A 22305-nucleotide genomic window follows, 5' to 3' on the forward strand; every position below is an offset into this window, starting at 1 on the left:
TTATTTCCGGCTCTTTTTTCTTTATTCATAAGCATTTGGCAGCCGAAAAATAAAAGATTGAAAAACTTTAAGAAAAACCTTGACCATGGGTAGTCCGCGGTGGTATATTAAGATAGTTCCTTCGGGGGCAACAGCAAAAAAAGTTCTTTGAAAACTAAACAAATCGAAGTGCCAACGTTAATTCTAAAGCAACAAACAAGAGCTAGTCAAACTACTTTTTGGAGAGTTTGATCCTGGCTCAGGACGAACGCTGGCGGCGTGCCTAATACATGCAAGTCGAGCGGACCTCTTCGGAGGTCAGCGGCGGACGGGTGAGTAACACGTGGGCAACCTGCCTGTAAGACTGGGATAACTCCGGGAAACCGGAGCTAATACCGGATAACTTTTCGAACCGCATGGTTCGAAGATAAAAGACGGTTATGCTGTCACTTACAGATGGGCCCGCGGCGCATTAGCTAGTTGGTGAGGTAATGGCTCACCAAGGCGACGATGCGTAGCCGACCTGAGAGGGTGATCGGCCACACTGGGACTGAGACACGGCCCAGACTCCTACGGGAGGCAGCAGTAGGGAATCTTCCGCAATGGACGAAAGTCTGACGGAGCAACGCCGCGTGAGTGATGAAGGTTTTCGGATCGTAAAGCTCTGTTGTTAGGGAAGAACAAGTGCGGGAGTCACTGCCCGCACCTTGACGGTACCTAACCAGAAAGCCACGGCTAACTACGTGCCAGCAGCCGCGGTAATACGTAGGTGGCAAGCGTTGTCCGGAATTATTGGGCGTAAAGCGCGCGCAGGCGGTCTTTTAAGTCTGATGTGAAAGCCCCCGGCTCAACCGGGGAGGGTCATTGGAAACTGGAGGACTTGAGTACAGAAGAGGAGAGTGGAATTCCACGTGTAGCGGTGAAATGCGTAGAGATGTGGAGGAACACCAGTGGCGAAGGCGACTCTCTGGTCTGTAACTGACGCTGAGGCGCGAAAGCGTGGGGAGCGAACAGGATTAGATACCCTGGTAGTCCACGCCGTAAACGATGAGTGCTAAGTGTTAGAGGGTTTCCGCCCTTTAGTGCTGCAGCTAACGCATTAAGCACTCCGCCTGGGGAGTACGGTCGCAAGACTGAAACTCAAAGGAATTGACGGGGGCCCGCACAAGCGGTGGAGCATGTGGTTTAATTCGAAGCAACGCGAAGAACCTTACCAGGTCTTGACATCCTCTGCCACTTCTAGAGATAGAAGGTTCCCCTTCGGGGGACAGAGTGACAGGTGGTGCATGGTTGTCGTCAGCTCGTGTCGTGAGATGTTGGGTTAAGTCCCGCAACGAGCGCAACCCTTGATCTTAGTTGCCAGCATTCAGTTGGGCACTCTAAGGTGACTGCCGGTGACAAACCGGAGGAAGGTGGGGATGACGTCAAATCATCATGCCCCTTATGACCTGGGCTACACACGTGCTACAATGGATGGTACAAAGGGCTGCAAAACCGCGAGGTTAAGCGAATCCCATAAAACCATTCTCAGTTCGGATTGCAGGCTGCAACTCGCCTGCATGAAGCCGGAATCGCTAGTAATCGCGGATCAGCATGCCGCGGTGAATACGTTCCCGGGCCTTGTACACACCGCCCGTCACACCACGAGAGTTTGCAACACCCGAAGTCGGTGGGGTAACCCGTAAGGGAGCCAGCCGCCTAAGGTGGGGCAGATGATTGGGGTGAAGTCGTAACAAGGTAGCCGTATCGGAAGGTGCGGCTGGATCACCTCCTTTCTAAGGAAGAATTATCAGCACCCATGTGGTGCAACATTAACGGACGCACTTCGACTTTGTTTAGTTTTGAGAGAACTTGCTTCTCTTTTTGATGGGCCTATAGCTCAGCTGGTTAGAGCGCACGCCTGATAAGCGTGAGGTCGATGGTTCGAGTCCATTTAGGCCCACCATCTTTATACATTGAAATTCGTTGGGGCCTTAGCTCAGCTGGGAGAGCGCCTGCCTTGCACGCAGGAGGTCAGCGGTTCGATCCCGCTAGGCTCCACCAACGAGACTTTTTTTGTCTCTAAAACTTGTTCTTTGAAAACTAGATAACGATATGAATGTCAAACATTCACACGAGTAAGCAAGTAACCTTACGATTTTCTTCTGCGCTTGCGTATGAAGAGAACATCAAGTCTGAAAACTTCTGTTTTCAGCTCTAACGAAGATAACTTCCGTTATCAGGTTAAGTTAGAAAGGGCGCACGGTGGATGCCTTGGCACTAGGAGCCGATGAAGGACGGTACGAACACCGATATGCTTCGGGGAGCTGTAAGTAAGCGTTGATCCGGAGATTTCCGAATGGGGAAACCCGCTGCTCGTAATGGAGCAGCATCCTGATCTGAATACATAGGATCTGGAAGGCAGACCCGGGGAACTGAAACATCTAAGTACCCGGAGGAAGAGAAAGCAATAGCGATTCCCTGAGTAGCGGCGAGCGAAACGGGATTAGCCCAAACCAGAAGGCTTGCCTTCTGGGGTTGTAGGACACTCAACACGGAGTTACAAAGGAACGGGGTAGAAGAAGCGGTCTGGAAAGGCCCGCCAAAGAAGGTAACAGCCCTGTAGTCGAAACTTCGTTCCCTCCTGAGTGGATCCTGAGTACGGCGGGACACGAGAAATCCCGTCGGAAGCAGGGAGGACCATCTCCCAAGGCTAAATACTCCCTAGTGACCGATAGTGAACCAGTACCGTGAGGGAAAGGTGAAAAGCACCCCGGAAGGGGAGTGAAACAGATCCTGAAACCGTGTGCCTACAAGTAGTCAGAGCCCGTTAACGGGTGATGGCGTGCCTTTTGTAGAATGAACCGGCGAGTTACGATTACGTGCAAGGTTAAGTTGAAAAGACGGAGCCGCAGCGAAAGCGAGTCTGAATAGGGCGATTGAGTACGTGGTCGTAGACCCGAAACCAGGTGATCTACCCATGTCCAGGGTGAAGTTCAGGTAACACTGAATGGAGGCCCGAACCCACGCACGTTGAAAAGTGCGGGGATGAGGTGTGGGTAGCGGAGAAATTCCAATCGAACCTGGAGATAGCTGGTTCTCTCCGAAATAGCTTTAGGGCTAGCCTCATAGTGAGAGTCTTGGAGGTAGAGCACTGATTGGACTAGGGGCCCTCATCGGGTTACCGAATTCAGTCAAACTCCGAATGCCAAAGACTTATCTATGGGAGTCAGACTGCGAGTGATAAGATCCGTAGTCGAAAGGGAAACAGCCCAGACCACCAGCTAAGGTCCCCAAGTATCCGTTAAGTGGAAAAGGATGTGGGGTTGCTTAGACAACCAGGATGTTGGCTTAGAAGCAGCCACCATTTAAAGAGTGCGTAATAGCTCACTGGTCGAGTGACCCTGCGCCGAAAATGTACCGGGGCTAAACGGATCACCGAAGCTGTGGACTGTTCTTACGAACAGTGGTAGGAGAGCGTTCTAAGGGCTGAGAAGCCAGACCGGAAGGACTGGTGGAGCGCTTAGAAGTGAGAATGCCGGTATGAGTAGCGAAAGAGGGGTGAGAATCCCCTCCACCGAATGCCTAAGGTTTCCTGAGGAAGGCTCGTCCGCTCAGGGTTAGTCGGGACCTAAGCCGAGGCCGAAAGGCGTAGGCGATGGACAACAGGTTGAGATTCCTGTACCACCTCTTTTCCGTTTGAGCAATGGAGGGACGCAGGAGGATAGGGTAAGCGCGCTGTTGGATATGCGCGTCCAAGCAGGTAGGCTCAAGGGATAGGCAAATCCGTCCCTTGGTTAAGGCTGAGCTGTGATGGCGAGGGAAATGAAGTACCGAAGTTCCTGATTCCACACTGCCTAGAAAAGCTTCTAGCGAGGAAAATGGTGCCCGTACCGCAAACCGACACAGGTAGGCGAGGAGAGAATCCTAAGGTGATCGAGAGAACTCTCGTTAAGGAACTCGGCAAAATGACCCCGTAACTTCGGGAGAAGGGGTGCTCTTTAGGGTGAATAGCCTTGAAGAGCCGCAGTGAATAGGCCCAGGCGACTGTTTAGCAAAAACACAGGTCTCTGCGAAGCCGCAAGGCGAAGTATAGGGGCTGACGCCTGCCCGGTGCTGGAAGGTTAAGAGGAGAGGTTAGCGCAAGCGAAGCTTTGAATTGAAGCCCCAGTAAACGGCGGCCGTAACTATAACGGTCCTAAGGTAGCGAAATTCCTTGTCGGGTAAGTTCCGACCCGCACGAAAGGCGTAACGATCTGGGCACTGTCTCAACGAGAGACTCGGTGAAATTATAGTACCTGTGAAGATGCAGGTTACCCGCGACAGGACGGAAAGACCCCGTGGAGCTTTACTGCAGCCTGATATTGAATTTTGGCACAGCTTGTACAGGATAGGTAGGAGCCTTGGAAACCGGAGCGCCAGCTTCGGTGGAGGCATTGGTGGGATACTACCCTGGCTGTGTTGAACTTCTAACCCGCGGCCCTGATCGGGCCGGGAGACAGTGTCAGGCGGGCAGTTTGACTGGGGCGGTCGCCTCCTAAAATGTAACGGAGGCGCCCAAAGGTTCCCTCAGAATGGTTGGAAATCATTCGCAGAGTGTAAAGGCACAAGGGAGCTTGACTGCGAGACCTACAAGTCGAGCAGGGACGAAAGTCGGGCTTAGTGATCCGGTGGTTCCGCATGGAAGGGCCATCGCTCAACGGATAAAAGCTACCCCGGGGATAACAGGCTTATCTCCCCCAAGAGTCCACATCGACGGGGAGGTTTGGCACCTCGATGTCGGCTCATCGCATCCTGGGGCTGTAGTCGGTCCCAAGGGTTGGGCTGTTCGCCCATTAAAGCGGTACGCGAGCTGGGTTCAGAACGTCGTGAGACAGTTCGGTCCCTATCCGTCGCGGGCGCAGGAAATTTGAGAGGAGCTGTCCTTAGTACGAGAGGACCGGGATGGACGCACCGCTGGTGTACCAGTTGTCTTGCCAAAGGCATCGCTGGGTAGCTATGTGCGGACGGGATAAGTGCTGAAAGCATCTAAGCATGAAGCCCCCCTCAAGATGAGATTTCCCATCGCAAGAGTAAGACCCCTGAAAGATGATCAGGTTGATAGGTTCGAGGTGGAAGCGTGGTGACACGTGCAGCTGACGAATACTAATCGGTCGAGGACTTAACCTTTATTCAAGTAAGGCTGCTTTACTCGTGCAGCAATCGTTATCTAGTTTTGAAAGAGCAATCTTTCAACCACATATCTGGTAATTATGGCAGAGAGGTCACACCCGTTCCCATACCGAACACGGAAGTTAAGCTCTTTAGCGCCGATGGTAGTTGGGGGTTTCCCCCTGTGAGAGTAGGACGTTGCCAGGTACATGAAAAAAAGGCTTGCCCCTTAGGGGGTGGGTCTTTTTTTGTTGGGATTGGGGATGCGGGATACGCTTGGGATAGAGGGAGAAAGAAGGGAGAGCGGATACGTGATTCGGGATACGCCATGGGTGGAGGGAAGGAGAAGGAGGGGGAATACTCGAATCAGTTGAACTTAGTGTTTATTAGTAGCTTAACGGTTGGCTGGACTTATTTTTAACAGAGTGAGACTGGCGGACCGTACTGGATGGTGCTGGCTGGGGAAGAGGGTCCAACGAATAGAGGCGGTTGTGATTTCTGTCGAACCCTCCCGAAAAGTCGATATCCGTTCATTTTAGTCGATAAATCGAAATAATCGTCGATATATTAAAATTTTGGTCGATATATCAAAATAATCCCCGATATATCCAAATTTCGGTCGATATCCGCTCCAGAATAGCCGATATGCTCTCCAGCTACCCCAATGCCGCAACAGAAACGAATGAATCTGCCTCGATTCTAACCCTATTTCGCCTCCACTACGCCGTAATGTCATGCCATTTGAACAGTTTTGAACCAAAATAGAGGAGTTTTGATCGTAAATTTGAGATATTAATGGTCCACTCCTAAAAAATTCAACCCTTCGCCTCACTCACATTGCAATAGCGCCGAACCTCCTGTTGATCCCAGCCAAACCCCATCCATCCCTAAATCCGTTCACTCAAATACAGCCAAATCAGCTGAGGAATTTTCCAGGCGGTGATTTCCATAAAGGCGGTAATGTAAATATAGTCATTTGTTGAGCGGTTTTGTATCAGGTCGTACCACCATTCTGTTTCGTATCTTGAGATCATGCTGAGGTTGTAGAGCAGCAGGTAATGAGTGAGCAGTTCAGGCATGATAAACAGCTGTTCTTTTTCAGCGGGCAGCGAGTACTCCTTTTTTTCGAGGCTGTAGGAGAGTATGGCCGTTGAAAATGGAGAGAGGCTTTCTTTTTTCATAATTATCTTTTCTCCATCTGAAATGGCGGTTTCCAAGCCGGTAAGGTGTTCGATTGTTTCCGCCAGCCTTTTATCGGTGATGTGATAGGCGACGGCTGCTTCAGATGATAGATAGATGGCATCCGGGCCTTCCTTTAGAGGGAAAGCCGGTTTCCCATTCCGGAGTACTTTGAAGCAATGCCCCATTTCGGGTATTCTCCGCAGGAGCATTTCCATTGTATAGCGTTCTTTATCCAATTCCTTGAGCTTAAAGAGAGTTCGGGCGGTATGGTGAAACAGGCCGTTTTTCTGGAGTCGTACCTCATCTTTAAGAAACAAGTAATCCTGTTTCTTCTTTTTACGTGTTGTGACGCCGTGGGCAAGCACTGAGGTGGTTTCGGGATAATCAGGGTCCTCGGTAAGAATGCTTGCTTTCACGAGCTGAGTGAGGCCATAGAAGTAAAGGATGGGTTTAATGGAAAGGGGAGCTTCCTCTGCCTGCTTGTAAAAGCTCTCTGCATGCATGAGATAATACATGAATGTGCAGGAGTTTCGATAAGACAATTGGGATGCGAGAGATCCGAATGACTTTGTATAAATTTTTTCCAGTGTGTTTTGCGAGCTTTCAGTCGAATGCAGGTATATGTAGGAATTCCAAGGATTAGTTGGTTTCATTGTATGCCTCTCCAGTTTTCTTAATATTTAAACTCTTTGTGGTCTTCTTGACATTATCTAGAACCTATTGATACTCTACTAATAATATTTTGCGGAATCGAGGGGATTTATATAATGTGGAATGATAAGTTTGCTAAAGAAGGTTTGACGTTTGACGATGTTCTTTTGGTCCCGGCTAAGTCGGAAATCCTGCCAAGAGATGTAGACCTTAAGGTTGAATTAACCCCCACCCTTAAATTAAATCTCCCTATTATCAGTGCGGGGATGGATACTGTTACGGAAGCAGAGATGGCGATTGCTATGGCTCGCCAGGGCGGACTTGGTGTAATTCACAAGAATATGTCCATAGAGCAGCAGGCAGAGCAGGTGGATAAAGTGAAGCGTTCCGAACGCGGAGTCATTACGGATCCTTTCTTTTTAACTCCGGATCATCAAGTATTCGATGCTGAGCATTTGATGGGTAAATACCGCATTTCAGGTGTTCCGGTCGTGAATACACTGGAGGAGCAAAAGCTAGTCGGGATTATTACGAACCGCGATTTGCGCTTCATCCAGGATTACTCCATTAAAATTTCCGATGTTATGACAAAAGAGCATTTGGTTACGGCTCCTGTTGGAACAACACTTCAGGAAGCGGAAAGCATTTTGCAGAAATATAAAATTGAAAAACTCCCTCTTGTGGATGATGAAGGCGTACTGAAAGGCCTGATCACCATTAAGGATATTGAAAAAGTAATTGAATTCCCGCATTCCGCTAAAGATGCGCATGGCCGCTTGCTCGTTGGCGGAGCAGTAGGAGTTACAGCTGACACGATGCTGCGGGTAGAAAAATTGGTTGAAGCAAGCGTTGATGTTATTGTGCTCGATACAGCGCACGGTCATTCAAAAGGCGTACTTGATGCAGTAAGAAAAATCAGGGAAACGTATCCTGAACTGAATATCATTGCGGGAAATGTGGCTACTCCTGAAGCGACAAGAGACTTAATTGAAGCAGGAGCGAATGTGGTGAAGGTCGGAATTGGGCCTGGATCCATCTGTACAACCCGTGTTGTAGCTGGAGTAGGTGTTCCTCAAATCACAGCGATTTACGATTGTGCGACAGAAGCAAGAAATCATGGTGCTTCCATTATCGCTGACGGCGGAATTAAATATTCCGGCGATATCGTAAAAGCACTTGCTGCAGGGGGACATGCTGTAATGCTTGGCAGCCTGCTTGCCGGTACGACGGAGAGTCCTGGCGAAACGGAAATATTCCAGGGAAGAAGATTTAAAGTGTACCGCGGAATGGGTTCAGTTGGTGCCATGGAAAAAGGAAGCAAGGACCGTTATTTCCAAGAGGATAATAAAAAATTCGTTCCAGAAGGAATTGAAGGAAGAATTGCTTATAAGGGGCCATTGGCGGATACCGTTTATCAGCTTACCGGCGGGGTTCGCTCCGGAATGGGCTATTGCGGAACGAAAAATCTTTTCGAACTTCGTGAAAACAGCAAATTTATCCGCATGACCGGAGCTGGCCTGATTGAAAGCCATCCTCACGATGTAAACATTACAAAAGAATCGCCTAATTATTCAAGATAATATCGTAATCTATAAATAGTGTACAAAAAGCAAACATTTAGACAGAGACTCTTTCTCTGTCTATTTTTTTTAGCATCCCTATGATAGAATTAATTTTGTGTTTCTTTTCGAAAAAAATGACCAAGCTCCGTCCAAGCGGGACAAGCCGTTACGTATACTATAGCATCCCCATTTTTAAATGTTTTACCCACAGTCAAACCTATTACATAGATAGAAAATTCACATGGAGGTTATTGAACAGCATGAATCAAAAACGTATTTTAGCAGTTTTCATGGCAGCAGCGATGTTCCTTACTGTGCTTGCGCCAATGAAACAGGTATCCGCTGCAGCTGATCCAATCAGCATTAATGCAAAAGCGTCTATTTTAGTGGAAGCATCATCCGGAAAAATTCTCTACGGAAACAACATAGATGAATCTCTCCCGATTGCAAGTATGGCAAAAATCATGACTGAGTACCTGGTTATGGAAGCGATCAAAGACGGAAAAGTTACATGGGAGCAAACGTATACGCCTAACGACTATACATACAGCATCTCGCAAATCCGCGGACTGTCTAACGTACCTCTCAGAAAAGACGGAAGCTATACAGTAAAAGAATTGTATGAAGCGATGGCGATTTATTCAGCAAACGGTGCAGCCATTGCCCTTGCAGAAGTGGTTGCCGGCTCTGAAACAAATTTTGTTAAAATGATGAATGATAAAGCGAAAGAACTTGGTTTGACCGATTATCATTTTGTTAATGCTACAGGCCTTGAAAACAAAGATCTAAACGGAAATCATCCGGAGGGTACATCAGAGGATGACGAGAACAAAGTTTCAGCACGCGATATGGCGAAGCTTGCTTCCCGTTTAATTAAGGATTACCCAGAGATTCTTGAGACGGCAAGCATTCCGAGAAAGACCTTTAAAGAAGGAACGGACATGCCGAACTACAACTGGATGCTCAAAGGATTGATCTATGAGTATGAAGGAGTAGACGGACTCAAAACAGGTTCAACAGATTCAGCCGGTTCATCCTTTACGGCGACAGCTGAGAAAAACGGAATGCGTGTGATTACGGTTGTAATGGATGCTTCTGATGGAACAGGCGATTTAAAATCTCCTCGTTTCAAAGAGACAAAGAAGCTTCTCGATTTTGCCTACAATAATTATTCTGTAGAAGAGCTTTACCCTGCAGGCTATCAGATTAAAGGCAAATCTTCTATTCCAGTTGTCAGCGGAAAAGAAAAAGAGGTTGGAATCCAAACGGACCAGCCTATGACGGTTGCTATGAAAAACGGTGAAAAAGGCAACTACAAGGCTAAATATATGATAGATAAAAAGAAATTAAATGAAAAAGGCGAGCTGGCTGCTCCTTTTAAAGCAAAAGAGGCAGTTGGTAAAATGGTCGTAGATTATAAAGGCGAAGAAAAAGATTATGGTTTCCTAACTGGTGAAGCAGGCGGCGAAGTTAACGTCGTGACAAAAGAAGGCGTAGAAAAAGCCAACTGGTTTGTTCTGACGATGAGAGGCATTGGCGGATTCTTTGCCGGTCTTTGGGACAGTGTGGTTCAGACTGTATCCGGCTGGTTCTCCTAATAATAAGAAAGACACCTTGCAGAAGGTGTCTTTTTTTAGCGATCATTTCCGTTATTGGAAGTTTTTACAGTGAACTTTTAGAATATTGAATCTGCAATCGTATAATAGTATAGGATTATTCACAGATATGAGATAAAATAGAGAATATGATTACATAAAACTACAATGTTGAGTATAGAGGGGGATTTACAATGAATACAGGTACAGATCGAGTAAAGCGCGGCATGGCAGAAATGCAAAAAGGCGGCGTTATTATGGACGTTGTGAATGCAGAGCAGGCTAAAATAGCAGAGGAAGCCGGAGCAGTAGCGGTTATGGCTCTTGAGCGCGTTCCTGCTGATATCCGTGCTGCAGGCGGGGTAGCGAGAATGGCTGATCCTACAATTGTTGAAGAAGTCATGAAAGCAGTCTCCATTCCGGTCATGGCGAAAGCCAGAATCGGACATATCGTAGAGGCCCGCGTTTTGGAAGCAATGGGTGTAGATTACATCGATGAGAGTGAAGTTTTGACCCCTGCTGATGAAGAGTATCACTTGAACAAACGTGATTATACGGTACCTTTTGTTTGCGGATGCCGCGACTTAGGTGAGGCAGCACGCCGTATCGGCGAAGGTGCTTCCATGCTTCGCACAAAGGGAGAGCCCGGTACTGGAAACATTGTTGAAGCTGTCCGCCACATTCGTAAAGTGAATGCCCAGATCCGCAAGGTGGCAGGCATGAATGAAGATGAACTGATGACAGAAGCTAAGCTGTTAGGCGCTCCGTATGAGCTTCTTCTTCAAATTAAAAGAGAAGGCCGTTTGCCGGTTGTTAACTTCGCAGCTGGCGGTGTAGCAACTCCAGCGGATGCCGCTCTAATGATGCAGCTTGGATCAGACGGAGTCTTTGTCGGATCCGGAATTTTCAAATCCGAAAACCCGGCTAAATTTGCCCGTGCCATTGTCGAAGCTACGACTCACTATGAAGACTATGCGCTAATCGCTGAACTGTCAAAAGGTCTTGGAACAGCGATGAAGGGCATTGAAATTTCCACACTTCTGCCTGAAAACCGTATGCAGGAGCGCGGCTGGTAAAAAGGAGTTTTGCATATGTACACAATTGGAGTATTAGGCCTGCAGGGAGCTTTCCGCGAGCATATTCGTTCTATTGAAGCGAGCGGAGCGAAAGCTGTTACGATAAAGCGTCCTGAGCAGCTGAATGAAATAGACGGATTGATTATTCCGGGTGGCGAGAGCACGACAATGCGCCGCCTGATTGATAAATACGGATTTATGGAGCCGCTGCGCCAGTTTACGGCGAGCCGAAAGCCGGTGTTCGGTACGTGCGCAGGGCTGATTATTCTGGCTTCGGAGATTGTCGGCTACGAGGAAGGACATCTCGCGGCCATGGATATTAAGGTCGAGCGCAATTCGTTCGGCCGCCAGCGGGAGAGCTTTGAAGCAGACTTGACCATTACAGGAGTCGGGGAAAATTTCACAGGCGTGTTTATTCGCGCTCCTCATATTGTTGAGGCTGGAGAGAATGTCGAAGTTCTTTCTAAATACAACGGAAGAATCGTTGCAGCGAGACAGGATCACCTGCTTGGGTGCTCTTTTCACCCGGAACTGACCGATGATCACCGGATGACGCAGCTGTTCCTTGAGATGGTGAAAGAATCAAAAGAAAAAGCTTCTGCATAAAAAGGTTGAAACTGGTTCAGACTTGTAGTAAATTATGAACTATCAAAGAAATCGTTAAAACATTGACAGGAAGCAGTAGCGAATATTCCTTCTTAAGAGAGCCGGTGGGTGGTGCGAACCGGTGCTGGAAGTTTGTGAATCCGTCCTCGAGTGAAGCATTGAAATGCTTCCGGTCATGGCCGTTATCATGCAGAGCTGGAAGACTTCTGTCTTCAATTAGGGTGGCATCGCGGGTTAACTCTCGTCCCTTTATTGGGGACGGGAGTTTTTTGTTTTTTGGCTGGGTGTAAGCCGTGGAAGAAGGGAGACTCCTGATCAGAGGGACAGGTGTGGCCCCCGCAAGCGTAAGGTACACATCGCCCGCGAAGGGATAAGCGAACCGGATGCCATGGAAAGTAACAGCCTAATTATTAAAAAAGGGAGAGATTGCTGTGCTGGATATTAAATATTTGCGTCAAAATTTTGAAGAAGTAAAACAAAAGCTGTCTATTCGCGGAGAAGATTTAACAGATTTTGAAAAATTTGAAGAGCTTGACTCTAAAAGACGCGAACTGATTGCTGCTACTGAGGAACTGAAGAGCAAACGGAATGAAGTATCCGGACAAATTGCTGCTCTTAAAAAAGAGAAAAAAGATGCAGATGATCTGATCAAGGAAATGCGTGAGGTTGGAGACCGCATCAAAGAAATCGATGAAGAATTGCGCGGAGTAGAAGAAACACTTGAAAAACTGCTTCTTTCTATCCCGAACATCCCGCATGAGAGTGTTCCGCAAGGGGATTCAGAGGATGATAATATCGAAGTCCGCAAATGGGGGGAGATTCGCGAATTCGGATTCGAAGCGAAGGCACATTGGGACGTAGCAGACCATTTAGATATTCTTGATTTCGAGAGAGCTGCTAAAGTAACAGGAAGCCGCTTCGTATTTTATAAAGGATTGGGTGCCCGCCTTGAACGTGCGCTTCTGAACTTCATGATGGACCTTCACAATGATGAGCATGGCTATACAGAAATTTTGCCTCCTTACATCGTGAACCGTGCAAGCATGACGGGAACAGGTCAGCTTCCTAAATTTGAAGAGGATGCATTTAAAATTAGAGAAGAGGACTACTTCTTGATTCCGACGGCTGAAGTGCCAGTCACGAATATGCACCGTGATGAAATCCTTGAGGCGTCTCAGCTTCCGATCAATTACACAGCTTTCAGTGCTTGCTTCCGTTCTGAAGCAGGATCAGCAGGCAGAGATACACGCGGACTTATCCGTCAGCACCAATTTAACAAAGTAGAGCTTGTGAAGTTTGTTAAGCCGGAGAACTCTTACGAGGAGCTTGAAAACCTGACAGGTCATGCTGAGAAAGTTCTTCAGCTTCTAAACCTGCCTTATCGTGTAATGAGCATGTGTACAGCAGACCTTGGCTTTACGGCAGCGAAGAAATACGATTTGGAAGTATGGATTCCAAGCTACGGTTCTTATCGTGAGATTTCTTCTTGCAGTAATTTCGAAGCGTTCCAGGCGCGCCGTGCGAATATCCGTTTCCGTCCGGAGCCGAAAGCAAAACCGGAGCCGGTTCATACGCTGAATGGATCTGGTTTGGCGCTAGGACGCACCGTTGCAGCCATTCTTGAGAACTATCAGCAGGAAGACGGCAGTGTCATCATTCCAGAGGTCCTGCGCCCATATATGGGAAATAAAGAAGTCATTAAACCGGTTGGTAAATAAATTAAACTTTTCTCAAATAGTGTGTTGACAAGTATTTTATGATTTGATATATTTATTCTTGTCGACACGGAGGAATACCCAAGTCCGGCTGAAGGGATCGGTCTTGAAAACCGACAGGAGGGTCAAACCTCGCGGGGGTTCGAATCCCCCTTCCTCCTCCATTTACTTATTATGTTACGCGCATATAAATTGGAGATTGTCTTGTCCGCTGCATATTTTGTGCAGCGGATTTTTTATATGGAAAAAGCGAAAAGGATGCCCGTGAAGGCATCCTTTTTGTGTTTTTAAATACTAACATCCTTCCTTTGAAAGAAGAAGAAGGTGATGGCCATAAAGAGAATATAGTAAACGAGAAGCACCGCCAATGAAAACATAAGCGTGACACCTGGGAGGATTTCCTCCGCCGCTGAGAATTGCATCAGCTCAAGGTGAGGGAACAGCAGCAGCTTAGCCCATTCCTGTTTTAAGCCGATCAGGAGCTGGACACCTATGTTTAATGCACTATTCATGAAAAGAACGAAAATTCCAAAGCCCACTGCCATTGACTGGCTCTTGAAGAGAGTGGATAGCATAAAGGAAATCGTAACCACCATAATGAGATTTGGAATGAATAGCAGGATCTTTTCGATATACATATTTCCAACTGCCGAAATAACAGGCTCTCCGCCTCCGAAGGTCATCGGTGTTTCAGCTATTTTTGCACCAAAATCTCCTGTCCCATATAGGAAGGTACCCGCAATAACGTTTGCTGCTGCCAGGAAGAATAAAAGCAGCAAAGAGTACGCAACGACTGAAATGTATTTGGACAAAAGAATCTTCCACCTGCGATGCGGGCGGATCAGCAGCTGCTTAATGGTCCCGTCCGAAAACTCTGAAGCTACACTCGTACTCGCGATGATGACGCAGAACAGGGCGACGGTTGAGAAAAGAGAAACGCCGTCAGAATTTGCATATTGCCAGTTGCTTTTTAAAGAGGGGTTCACGTTCTGATCCAGATAGAACTGTTTTTCAGCTGCCTGCTGGGCGAGATCCTCTTTCTCACCGGCCTCAAGCTTTGGATCCTCTTGCTGCTGCTTTAAATCAGCGATTTCCTGCTCCACACCTGGACGCCAGTTCGATACTGTTTTTTCTTGATCGATATAGGCTGTTGCAACAGTCAGGATGATGAGAAATACAGCCAGGAGAATAAAATAAATCCAGGATGATTTCTTTGCAAAGATTTTAACCCATTCATTTTTTACTAAATTCATCATGAGAGGGCACCCTCCTTCTCTTTCGTCAGCTCAAGGAAACGGTCTTCCAATGATTTTTTGACAGGTGTCATCTCATAGACGAGAATTCCGTTCTCCGTTAATTCTTTAATAATTAATGGAAGAGATTCGTATTTTGCTGAAAATTTTAGCGTTCCATCACCGGTAACCGCCAAATTATCTGATAGGGAGCTTAATCCAGGCAAGGCGGCTGCCTCTGCCGCTGAGCTGACGGTAAGCAGAACTTCCCGCATTTCTTCTGCAGCGGCAAGATTTGTGTCTTCCATGGAGGACACATGTGTTAAAACTCCTTTTTCAATAATGGCGAAGCGATCGCACATTAGCTGCATCTCTCCAAGAATATGCGAGGATACGAGAACCGCTGTACCGCTTTGAGCCAGCGTCTTCAAATACTCTCTAAGCTCCTTCATGCCTTGCGGGTCCAATCCGTTTGTCGGTTCATCCAAAATGAGCAAAGAAGGATTGTGTAAAAGAGCCTGGGCAACTCCAAGCCGCTGCCTCATTCCAAGTGAATAGGTTTTCACCTTTTGATGAATGGCACCATCAAGCTTTACCAGCCCGATAACTTCTTTTATTCTTTCTTCTGAGATAGGCTCCAAAGCCATTCTTGCGTAGTGCTTTAAGTTAGCGTACCCGGACATAAACTTATAGAATTCGGGGTTTTCTACAATGGCCCCCAGTTCCTTCATGGATTCCTTAAAGCTCGTATCCACACTTTTGCCTCTGATCAGGACATTCCCGTCTGTGCGGTTAATCAGCCCGGTAATCATTCGGATGATCGTTGTTTTTCCTGCGCCGTTCGGTCCGAGCAGACCGAATATTTCTCCCTCTTCCACCCTGAAGTTCACATCATTTACTATGTATCGCTTTCTGATTTTCTTTTTCAATCCTTGGACTTCCAGTACGTATGACAAATCATTTCCTCCTTTTTCGTCCGGGATAGTTTTTAATACGATTGATAACTGGAAAAAGTTCCAAAAAAAGACCCGGCGATATAAAATCGTCAGGTCTTTCCGGATTTTTATCTTTTCAGCTTGCGTGATTGCTTCATAAAGTAGCTGATTTTCTCTAAAATAGGCTCGACGGAACCTCCGTTGGCCATAATGTCATAATCGTTGATATTTAAGCGCATAACAGGACATGTATTGAAGCTGTTAATCCAGTTTTCATACCGCGCATGCATTTCCTCCCAGTAGGAAATAGGAGTTTGCTGTTCCATCGGTCTACCGCGCTTTTCGATTCTTCCTAAAATATCCTCAAGGCTTCCTTCCAGATAGATGAGAAGATCCGGGTGAGGGAAATAAGGAGTCATGACCATGGCGTCGAAGAGATTTGTGTAGGTTTCGTAATCAACTTCTGTCATTGTGCCTTTTTCATAATGCATTTTGGCAAAGATGCCTGTATCTTCGTAAATGGAACGATCCTGAACAAATCCGCCGCCGTATTCAAAGATTCTCTTTTGTTCCTTGAAACGCTCGGCCAGGAAGTAAATTTGCAGGTGAAAGCTCCACCGCTCAAAGTCTGCGTAAAATTTGTCGAGGTAAGGATTGGTATCAACTTTTTCAAAGGATGTGCGGAAATTCAAGGCTTCGGCAAGAGCGTTCGTCATGGTTGATTTTCCGACTCCGACCGTCCCGGCTATCGTTATAACCGCGTCCTTCGGTATTTGGTACTGATCGCGTAGATTCATGTATGGCTTACTCCTTTTAGCAAATAATCATCAAGGCGTTTAAGGATATACGTTAAATCCTCAGGGCGGTGGACAAAATCAAGCTCGTCCCCATTAAAACGGAGGATTGGAATTTCAGGATTAATTTGTTCCCATTGAGACATCGCGGTCTCATAGTCGGCTGAGAGCTGCTCCAGGTAGCTTGGGTCAATGTTCTTTTCAATATCTCTTCCGCGCAGTGAAATTCTTTCCAGAAGAGTATCAAGGCTCGCACTCAAATACAGGATGATATTCGGTTTAGGCATGTCACTTGTCAAAATATCATAAATTTGAATGTATTTCGTATACTGCTCGTCCTTCAAAGTCCGTTTGGCGAAGATCAGATTTTTGTAAATATGATAATCTGCTACAACCGCCTGGTCCCGCTGCAGGTAATCAGAATTGATTTCCTCCAGCTGTTTATACCGGTTGCACAGGAAAAACATTTCTGTCTGGAAACTCCACTCATCAATGTTTTCATAAAACTTCCCCAAAAATGGATTTTCATCCACAATTTCTTTCAATAGCTGATAGCGATAATGGTCCGAAATCGCTTTGGCGAGAGAGGTTTTGCCCACGCCAATAGGACCTTCAACGGTAATGAAGGGTACTCCTTTCATGCCGGTTCCTCCTTTGCTGCAATTCAATCAGAAACATGTATACTGGTATGATGAGCCTGCATGGTGCAGGCAGAATAGATGGATGTGTGCAATATTCGACAACTTTTTTAAAAAAGACAAACTTTATTTTATCACAGCGGTTTCCATTTTGGGGGAATTGTTTTTTTAGAGGAAGGAAGGAATCGAAAAAAAGGAAGACAGTTCAGCGGGACGGAACTGTCTTTTTTTCAACCTCGAACTGATCCTGAATCAGAAGCCAATTTTGAGGAAACGAAAGACCAAGCTTCCAGTAGCTCATGCCCCGCAATTTCAGCTGCTTCACCAGATTAAATTTTGCCTGAATGGAGCGTGCGTCTTCAAACCATACCTCATGATCTTTCCCGTTTTCATCCCGATATTTGAAATGGGGAGCTTGATCCCTTTGGCTGTATTGAATGGCTTCATTGTACTTGGCGGCGAGTTGGATGCCTTGCTGGGGACTGATGGCTTTTGCAAATTCCCCTCCAGGTTTAAAGGGGAGCGTCCAATCATAGCCATACAGGTTTTGCCCCATCATAATCTTGGATGCCGGCATTTCAGTTAATGCATAATCCAGCACTTCTTTCACTTGATTGATCGGCGATACAGCCATGGGAGGGCCGCCGCTGTATCCCCATTCATATGTCATAAGGACAACGAAGTCCGCAATCTGGCCGTGGGCTTTGTAGTCATGCGCCTCATACCATTTCCCTTTTTGATCGGCTTTTGTTTTAGGAGCCAGGGCGGTGGATAGGAGCCATCCTTCTTTCTGGAACCGCTGCTTCGCTTTTCTAAGGAAAGCATTATAGGCCTCTTTATCCTCCGGTCTCAAATATTCCATATCAAAATGGATGTCTCGGAAGCCGTATTTTTTCGCTTTAATGGTTATTTCTTCTAGCAGCTTGTTTTGAATTTGCTGATCATTTAATACAATTTTCCCGATTTCATCACTAAAGCCTTCATCTGTTAAATTGGTCACAATCATCATCAACGTAACATTGTTGGAGGAAGCGATTTCTGGAAGACTGTCCAGCGGAGGTTCCTTTAAAGATCCGTCCTTTTGAATCCGGAAGCTAAATGGTCCCAGATAGGTTAAGTAGGGGGCTGCCTCTCTCGCGCTTTGCTTTTGCTCTTCGGTTACCTGATTCTGAGCGGGTTCAAGGTAGGCATTAAATTCAGCTTTAGTTTTAGGAGGTTCCGGGATATAAAGCCTGAAACCGACCTGTAAAGGACTATTGGGATTCAGCCGGTTAATGCGGGCGAGCTGCACGGGATTGATGGAGAAGAGCCTTGAGACCGTCCAAAGCGTATCGCCCCTTTTAATCGTATAAAAGCGGCCTATAATCGGAATGACAAGCGCCTGCCCGACCACGAGCTGGTCTGGATTGGGGAGCTGATTGGCTTCTTCTATTTCCTTCGCGGCTGTTCCATAGCGAAAGGCAATGTTGGAAATGGTGTCTCCCTGTTTGACAATATAGATTTGCATATGATGCCCTCCTCATACTGCTTCTTTCTATAGAAGAATATGAGCAGGGCTTGCTGACTATGCTAGAGCTTAATCTGATCACTTGGTTCAACTTTTGCTTTCAATACGTTCTCCATCATCCGAAGCGCGTACTGCTCATCCTCTTCACTGACGGATGCCATGGTGTCCGGCGGGACGATCAGGCTGTACCCGCGCATATAAGCATCATTTGCTGTAAAAAGGACGCATATATTTCCAGCAAGTCCGGTTAAAATGAGGGTATCGACTTTTAAATGATACAAAAGAGTGTTCAGGGCTGTTCCATAGAAGGCCGAATGCTTCGGCTTAATCAAAAAATAATCATCATCCCCTGGTGCAATGGCTTCCATAACAGGCGCACTCAGCGGGTTGCGGCACTTCTTCATGATTTTTTCCAAATTGGCCTGCCACAGCTCATAATGGTCATTAATATAAATAACGGGAATGCCTCTCGAAACAGCCAGCTTTTTTAATTGGGAGAGAGGCTTTGCAATGGCAGCTGCTTTTTCTGCAAGCTCTGGACCATATCCGAATTGAAAATTGTTGATCATGTCGATAATGAGTAATGCGGCTTTATGGTTTTGACTCATCTTGTCCTCTCCTTTAAAGTTAGGGTATGCATGTTTAATTTGTTCTATAAGTAAGGAGCGGAACATGAAATTAGATGAATGGTATATGAAGCTTGCAATTGAAGAGGCAAAAAAGGCAGAGGCTGTCCAGGAGGTTCCAATCGGAGCCGTGATCGTCCGCAATGGAGAAGTCATTTCAGCTGCCCACAATTTAAGAGAAACCGAGCAGCGTGCCATTGCTCATGCTGAAATTTTGGCTATTGATGAAGCATGCCGGGAGCTTGGGACATGGAGACTGGAGGGGGCGACACTGTACGTCACTCTTGAACCTTGCCCGATGTGTGCAGGAGCGATTGTGCTTTCAAGAGTGGAACGGGTAGTATTTGGTGCTCCCGATCCGAAAGGCGGCTGTGCAGGGACCCTGATGAATCTGCTTCAGGAGGAGCGCTTTAATCACCAGGTTGAAGTGGAAGAGGGAGTTCTGCGGGAAGAGTGCGGCAAACTGCTTTCCGATTTTTTTCGGCAGATTCGGGAACGGAAGAAATCTGAAAAGGCTATTTCAAAAAATTTACATCTGCCTTGAATTGATTTTTTTCCGGAATCAGAGTATACTAAATTATGCGTCCGATAAGACGCACTTCTAATAGGTATCAATTTTGCCGTGCTAAGCGGGGAGGTAGCGGTGCCCTGTACTCGCAATCCGCTCTAGCGAGGCCGAATCCCTTTCCGAGGTTAGTTGACTGCAGGGTCTGCCCTCAAGTAAGTGGTGTTGACGTCTGGGTCCTGCGCAATGGAAATCCATGAACCATGTCAGGTCCGGAAGGAAGCAGCATTAAGTGGAAGCTTTCATGTGCCGCGGGACAGCCTGGGCCGAGCTAACTGCTTGAGTAACGCTTGTGGCCGCTAATCGACGAAAGGTGCACGGCAGTTATAATAATAATAGAACACTCACCCTTATAGGGTGAGTTTTTCTGTATAATGATAGAAAAAGGACCCGGCTTTTCTGTGTGCCTGCAGTGGGTTATAATACATATTGGATTTCCACTACGAATAAAAAGGAGGGGGCTTTTGTGGGCTATCAAGCATTATATCGTGTATTCAGACCGCAGCTCTTTCAGGATGTTGCCGGCCAGAATCATATTACCCGCACATTGCAAAATGCCCTGCTTCACAGCAAATTCTCCCATGCTTATTTATTTTCAGGCCCGCGGGGAACAGGGAAAACAAGCGCGGCCAAAATTTTTGCCAAAGCAGTTAACTGCGAAAAAGCACCTGTAGCCGAGCCTTGCGGAGAATGTCCGTCTTGCATAGGAATTGCAGATGGTTCCATCTCGGATGTGCTGGAGATTGATGCGGCATCCAATAACGGCGTGGATGAAATTCGCGACATACGGGATAAAGTAAAATATGCTCCTTCTGCGGTTAAATATAAAGTATACATAGTAGATGAGGTTCACATGCTTTCCATGGGCGCCTTTAATGCACTGCTTAAAACACTTGAAGAGCCGCCTAAACATGTCATCTTTATTCTCGCTACAACTGAGCCTCATAAAATCCCCTTAACCATTATCTCGCGCTGTCAGCGATTTGATTTTAAGAGAATTACCTCTCAAGACATTGTGGACCGGATGAAAACGGTTATGGAAGAGCAGGAGGCTGAAGCGGAGGAAGAAGCGCTTCACGTAATTGCCCGGGCTGCCGATGGCGGTATGCGTGATGCACTCAGCCTTCTTGATCAGGCCATTTCATTCAGCGATGAACGCGTTACCCTGGAGGATTCCCTGCTCATAACGGGCTCCGTCTCACAAAATTTGCTGACGGGACTCGTTCAATCCATTCACAGAAAAGAGGTTTCAGGGGCCCTTCAAATTCTGAGCCAGTTAATGGACCAGGGGAAAGACGCCGTAAGGTTTATCGAAGACCTGATCTATTATTACCGGGATCTGCTGCTTTACAAGACTGCGCCTAACCTTGAAGAGGCTTTGGAGAGAGTCGTTGTAGACGATGCGTTTAAGGAACTGGCGGATGCTGCTGAAGCCGAAAGCCTATACGCGGTCATAGACATACTGAATAAAAGCCAGCAGGAAATGAAATGGACAAACCACCCAAGGATCTTCCTCGAAGTGGCGATTGTAAAGCTTTGTGAAACAGAGGCCGCAAAAGCGGTGCAAACAGGAACAGCCGATCCGCAGCTGCTGGAGAGGATTTCACAGCTTGAAGCAGAACTGAAAGAGCTAAGAAAGAACGGAGTGCCAGCCGGCCAGCCGGCCCAAGCTCCTAGTGACCAAAAGGCAGCAAAAATGGTAAGAAGCAATTTCAAGGTTCCTGCCGGGAGAATTCATGAGATTCTTAAAGAAGCAACAAGACAGGATCTGGAGGCACTCAAGAAAATCTGGAGCGGGATGATTGATCAGCTTCGCACCCAAAATAAAGCCTCACACGCAGCTCTTATCGGGGAAAGCGAACCTGTTGCGGCATCGTCCAAATCATTTGTGCTAAAATTCAAGTATGAGATTCATTGCAAAATGGTCGCTGAGAACAATAATGATGTCCGAACCAACATTGAAGCCATTCTCGCAAATTTACTTGGCAAACCAGTCGAAATGGTTGGCGTCCCTGAGAGGGATTGGGGTAAAATAAGAGAAGAATTCATCCGGGATCAGAAGGATGAAGATCCAAGCGCGAATGAAGCGGAAGAAGATCCCTTCATAGCGGAAGCGAAGAAATTAGTAGGCGATGATTTAATTGAAATAAAAGACTAAATTTAAGGAGATGTTACAATGCGCGGCGGAATGGGAAATATGCAAAAAATGATGAAACAAATGCAAAAAATGCAAAAAGATATGGAGAAGGCTCAAGAAGAGCTTGCCGAAAAGCAAGTTGAAGGGTCAGCCGGCGGCGGAATGGTAGTCGTAATCGCAAACGGCAACCGCGAAATCATCGACGTGAAGATTAAGGAAGAAGTTGTGGACCCGGAAGATATCGATATGCTTCAGGATCTAATCCTTGCTGCTACAAACGATGCTTTGAAAAAGGTAGAAGAAATGACCTCTCAAACAATGGGTCAATTTACAAAAGGAATGAATATGCCAGGTTTATTCTAGGAGGAAGGCTTT

Annotated in this window: 15 protein-coding genes, 3 tRNA genes, 3 rRNA genes, 1 other RNA gene and 1 other annotated feature; of the genes, 15 read left to right on the forward strand and 7 right to left on the reverse strand. The window is 46.8% G+C overall.

What is annotated here, in order from left to right; translation table 11 throughout:
- Positions 1–215: 215 nt before the first annotated feature.
- From WCV65_RS00065 to rrf, 5 genes are all read left to right on the forward strand, one after another.
- Positions 216–1754, forward strand: a 16S ribosomal RNA gene (locus tag WCV65_RS00065).
- Between the two features lie 93 nt (positions 1755–1847).
- Positions 1848–1924, forward strand: a tRNA-Ile gene (locus WCV65_RS00070).
- Positions 1925–1946: 22 nt separating this feature from the next.
- Positions 1947–2022 (forward strand) — tRNA-Ala (locus WCV65_RS00075).
- Between the two features lie 178 nt (positions 2023–2200).
- Positions 2201–5127 (forward strand): 23S ribosomal RNA (locus WCV65_RS00080).
- Between the two features lie 73 nt (positions 5128–5200).
- A 5S ribosomal RNA gene (gene rrf, locus WCV65_RS00085) occupies positions 5201–5316 on the forward strand.
- The 16S, 23S and 5S rRNA genes sit together here with 2 tRNA genes alongside, the layout of an rRNA operon.
- A 680-nt stretch (positions 5317–5996) precedes the next feature.
- Here rrf and WCV65_RS00090 read toward each other — a convergent pair.
- Positions 5997–6944, reverse strand: coding sequence for a YaaC family protein (locus tag WCV65_RS00090; protein WP_338779212.1), 948 nt, complete (start codon positions 6942–6944; stop codon positions 5997–5999).
- 114 nt (positions 6945–7058) lie between these two features.
- On the opposite strand from WCV65_RS00090, the gene guaB reads away from it, so the two are divergent.
- The 6 genes from guaB to WCV65_RS00120 all read left to right on the forward strand — a co-directional run bounded on the left by guaB (position 7059) and on the right by WCV65_RS00120 (position 13660).
- The gene (guaB, locus tag WCV65_RS00095; RefSeq protein ID WP_035412646.1) at positions 7059–8522 is read left to right on the forward strand and encodes an IMP dehydrogenase; all 1464 of its coding nucleotides are present in this window, start codon (positions 7059–7061) and stop codon (positions 8520–8522) included.
- Positions 8523–8764: 242 nt separating this feature from the next.
- Positions 8765–10102: a serine hydrolase gene (locus WCV65_RS00100; RefSeq protein WP_338779213.1), complete on the forward strand. Its 1338-nt coding sequence runs from the start codon at positions 8765–8767 to the stop codon at positions 10100–10102.
- A gap of 191 nt (positions 10103–10293) precedes the next feature.
- Complete coding sequence (gene pdxS / locus WCV65_RS00105; protein WP_035412651.1) at positions 10294–11175, forward strand: pyridoxal 5'-phosphate synthase lyase subunit PdxS; 882 nt, start codon at positions 10294–10296, stop codon at positions 11173–11175.
- A 15-nt stretch (positions 11176–11190) separates the two neighbouring features.
- Entirely contained in the window at positions 11191–11781 is a 591-nt protein-coding gene (pdxT, locus tag WCV65_RS00110; RefSeq protein ID WP_338779216.1) for a pyridoxal 5'-phosphate synthase glutaminase subunit PdxT, read from the forward strand.
- 53 nt (positions 11782–11834) lie between these two features.
- Positions 11835–12033 (forward strand) — a binding site (T-box leader).
- Positions 12034–12212: 179 nt separating this feature from the next.
- Positions 12213–13499 (forward strand): serine--tRNA ligase, encoded by a 1287-nt coding sequence (gene serS, locus WCV65_RS00115; RefSeq protein ID WP_338779218.1) that lies wholly within the window; start codon positions 12213–12215, stop codon positions 13497–13499.
- A 68-nt stretch (positions 13500–13567) separates the two neighbouring features.
- Positions 13568–13660: transfer RNA gene (locus WCV65_RS00120), tRNA-Ser, on the forward strand.
- A gap of 123 nt (positions 13661–13783) precedes the next feature.
- On the opposite strand, the gene WCV65_RS00125 is transcribed toward WCV65_RS00120, so the two are convergent.
- The 6 genes from WCV65_RS00125 to WCV65_RS00150 all read right to left on the reverse strand — a co-directional run bounded on the left by WCV65_RS00125 (position 13784) and on the right by WCV65_RS00150 (position 19210).
- Positions 13784–14752: an ABC transporter permease subunit gene (locus WCV65_RS00125; protein ID WP_338779220.1), complete on the reverse strand. Its 969-nt coding sequence runs from the start codon at positions 14750–14752 to the stop codon at positions 13784–13786.
- Positions 14749–15684: an ABC transporter ATP-binding protein gene (locus tag WCV65_RS00130; RefSeq protein WP_338779222.1), complete on the reverse strand. Its 936-nt coding sequence runs from the start codon at positions 15682–15684 to the stop codon at positions 14749–14751. Before WCV65_RS00130 ends, WCV65_RS00125 begins: the two co-directional genes overlap by 4 nt.
- Positions 15685–15791: 107 nt before the next feature.
- A complete protein-coding gene (locus tag WCV65_RS00135; protein ID WP_035412665.1) occupies positions 15792–16460 on the reverse strand; it encodes a deoxynucleoside kinase in 669 nt (222 codons plus the stop codon).
- Positions 16457–17098 carry a deoxynucleoside kinase gene (locus WCV65_RS00140; RefSeq protein ID WP_338779225.1) on the reverse strand — a complete coding sequence of 214 codons (642 nt, stop codon included), beginning with the start codon at positions 17096–17098 and terminating at the stop codon, positions 16457–16459. Before WCV65_RS00140 ends, WCV65_RS00135 begins: the two co-directional genes overlap by 4 nt.
- A gap of 202 nt (positions 17099–17300) precedes the next feature.
- On the reverse strand, positions 17301–18602 hold the full coding sequence (locus tag WCV65_RS00145) for a glycoside hydrolase family 18 protein (protein WP_338779228.1): 1302 nt from the start codon (positions 18600–18602) through the stop codon (positions 17301–17303).
- 62 nt (positions 18603–18664) lie between these two features.
- Entirely contained in the window at positions 18665–19210 is a 546-nt protein-coding gene (locus WCV65_RS00150) for an isochorismatase family cysteine hydrolase (RefSeq protein ID WP_338779230.1), read from the reverse strand.
- A 64-nt stretch (positions 19211–19274) separates the two neighbouring features.
- On the opposite strand from WCV65_RS00150, the gene tadA reads away from it, so the two are divergent.
- From tadA to WCV65_RS00170, 4 genes are all read left to right on the forward strand, one after another.
- On the forward strand, positions 19275–19772 hold the full coding sequence (gene tadA, locus WCV65_RS00155; RefSeq protein ID WP_338779232.1) for a tRNA adenosine(34) deaminase TadA: 498 nt from the start codon (positions 19275–19277) through the stop codon (positions 19770–19772).
- Positions 19773–19848: 76 nt separating this feature from the next.
- Positions 19849–20114, forward strand: an RNA gene (ffs, locus tag WCV65_RS00160) — signal recognition particle sRNA large type.
- A gap of 145 nt (positions 20115–20259) precedes the next feature.
- A complete protein-coding gene (gene dnaX / locus WCV65_RS00165; protein WP_338779234.1) occupies positions 20260–21951 on the forward strand; it encodes a DNA polymerase III subunit gamma/tau in 1692 nt (563 codons plus the stop codon).
- A gap of 18 nt (positions 21952–21969) precedes the next feature.
- Positions 21970–22293 carry a YbaB/EbfC family nucleoid-associated protein gene (locus WCV65_RS00170; RefSeq protein ID WP_035412683.1) on the forward strand — a complete coding sequence of 108 codons (324 nt, stop codon included), beginning with the start codon at positions 21970–21972 and terminating at the stop codon, positions 22291–22293.
- Positions 22294–22305 lie beyond the last annotated feature (12 nt).

Origin of the sequence: Metabacillus sp. FJAT-52054, from assembly GCF_037201815.1 — a bacterium.
Lineage (GTDB): Bacteria > Bacillota > Bacilli > Bacillales > Bacillaceae > Metabacillus_B > Metabacillus_B sediminis.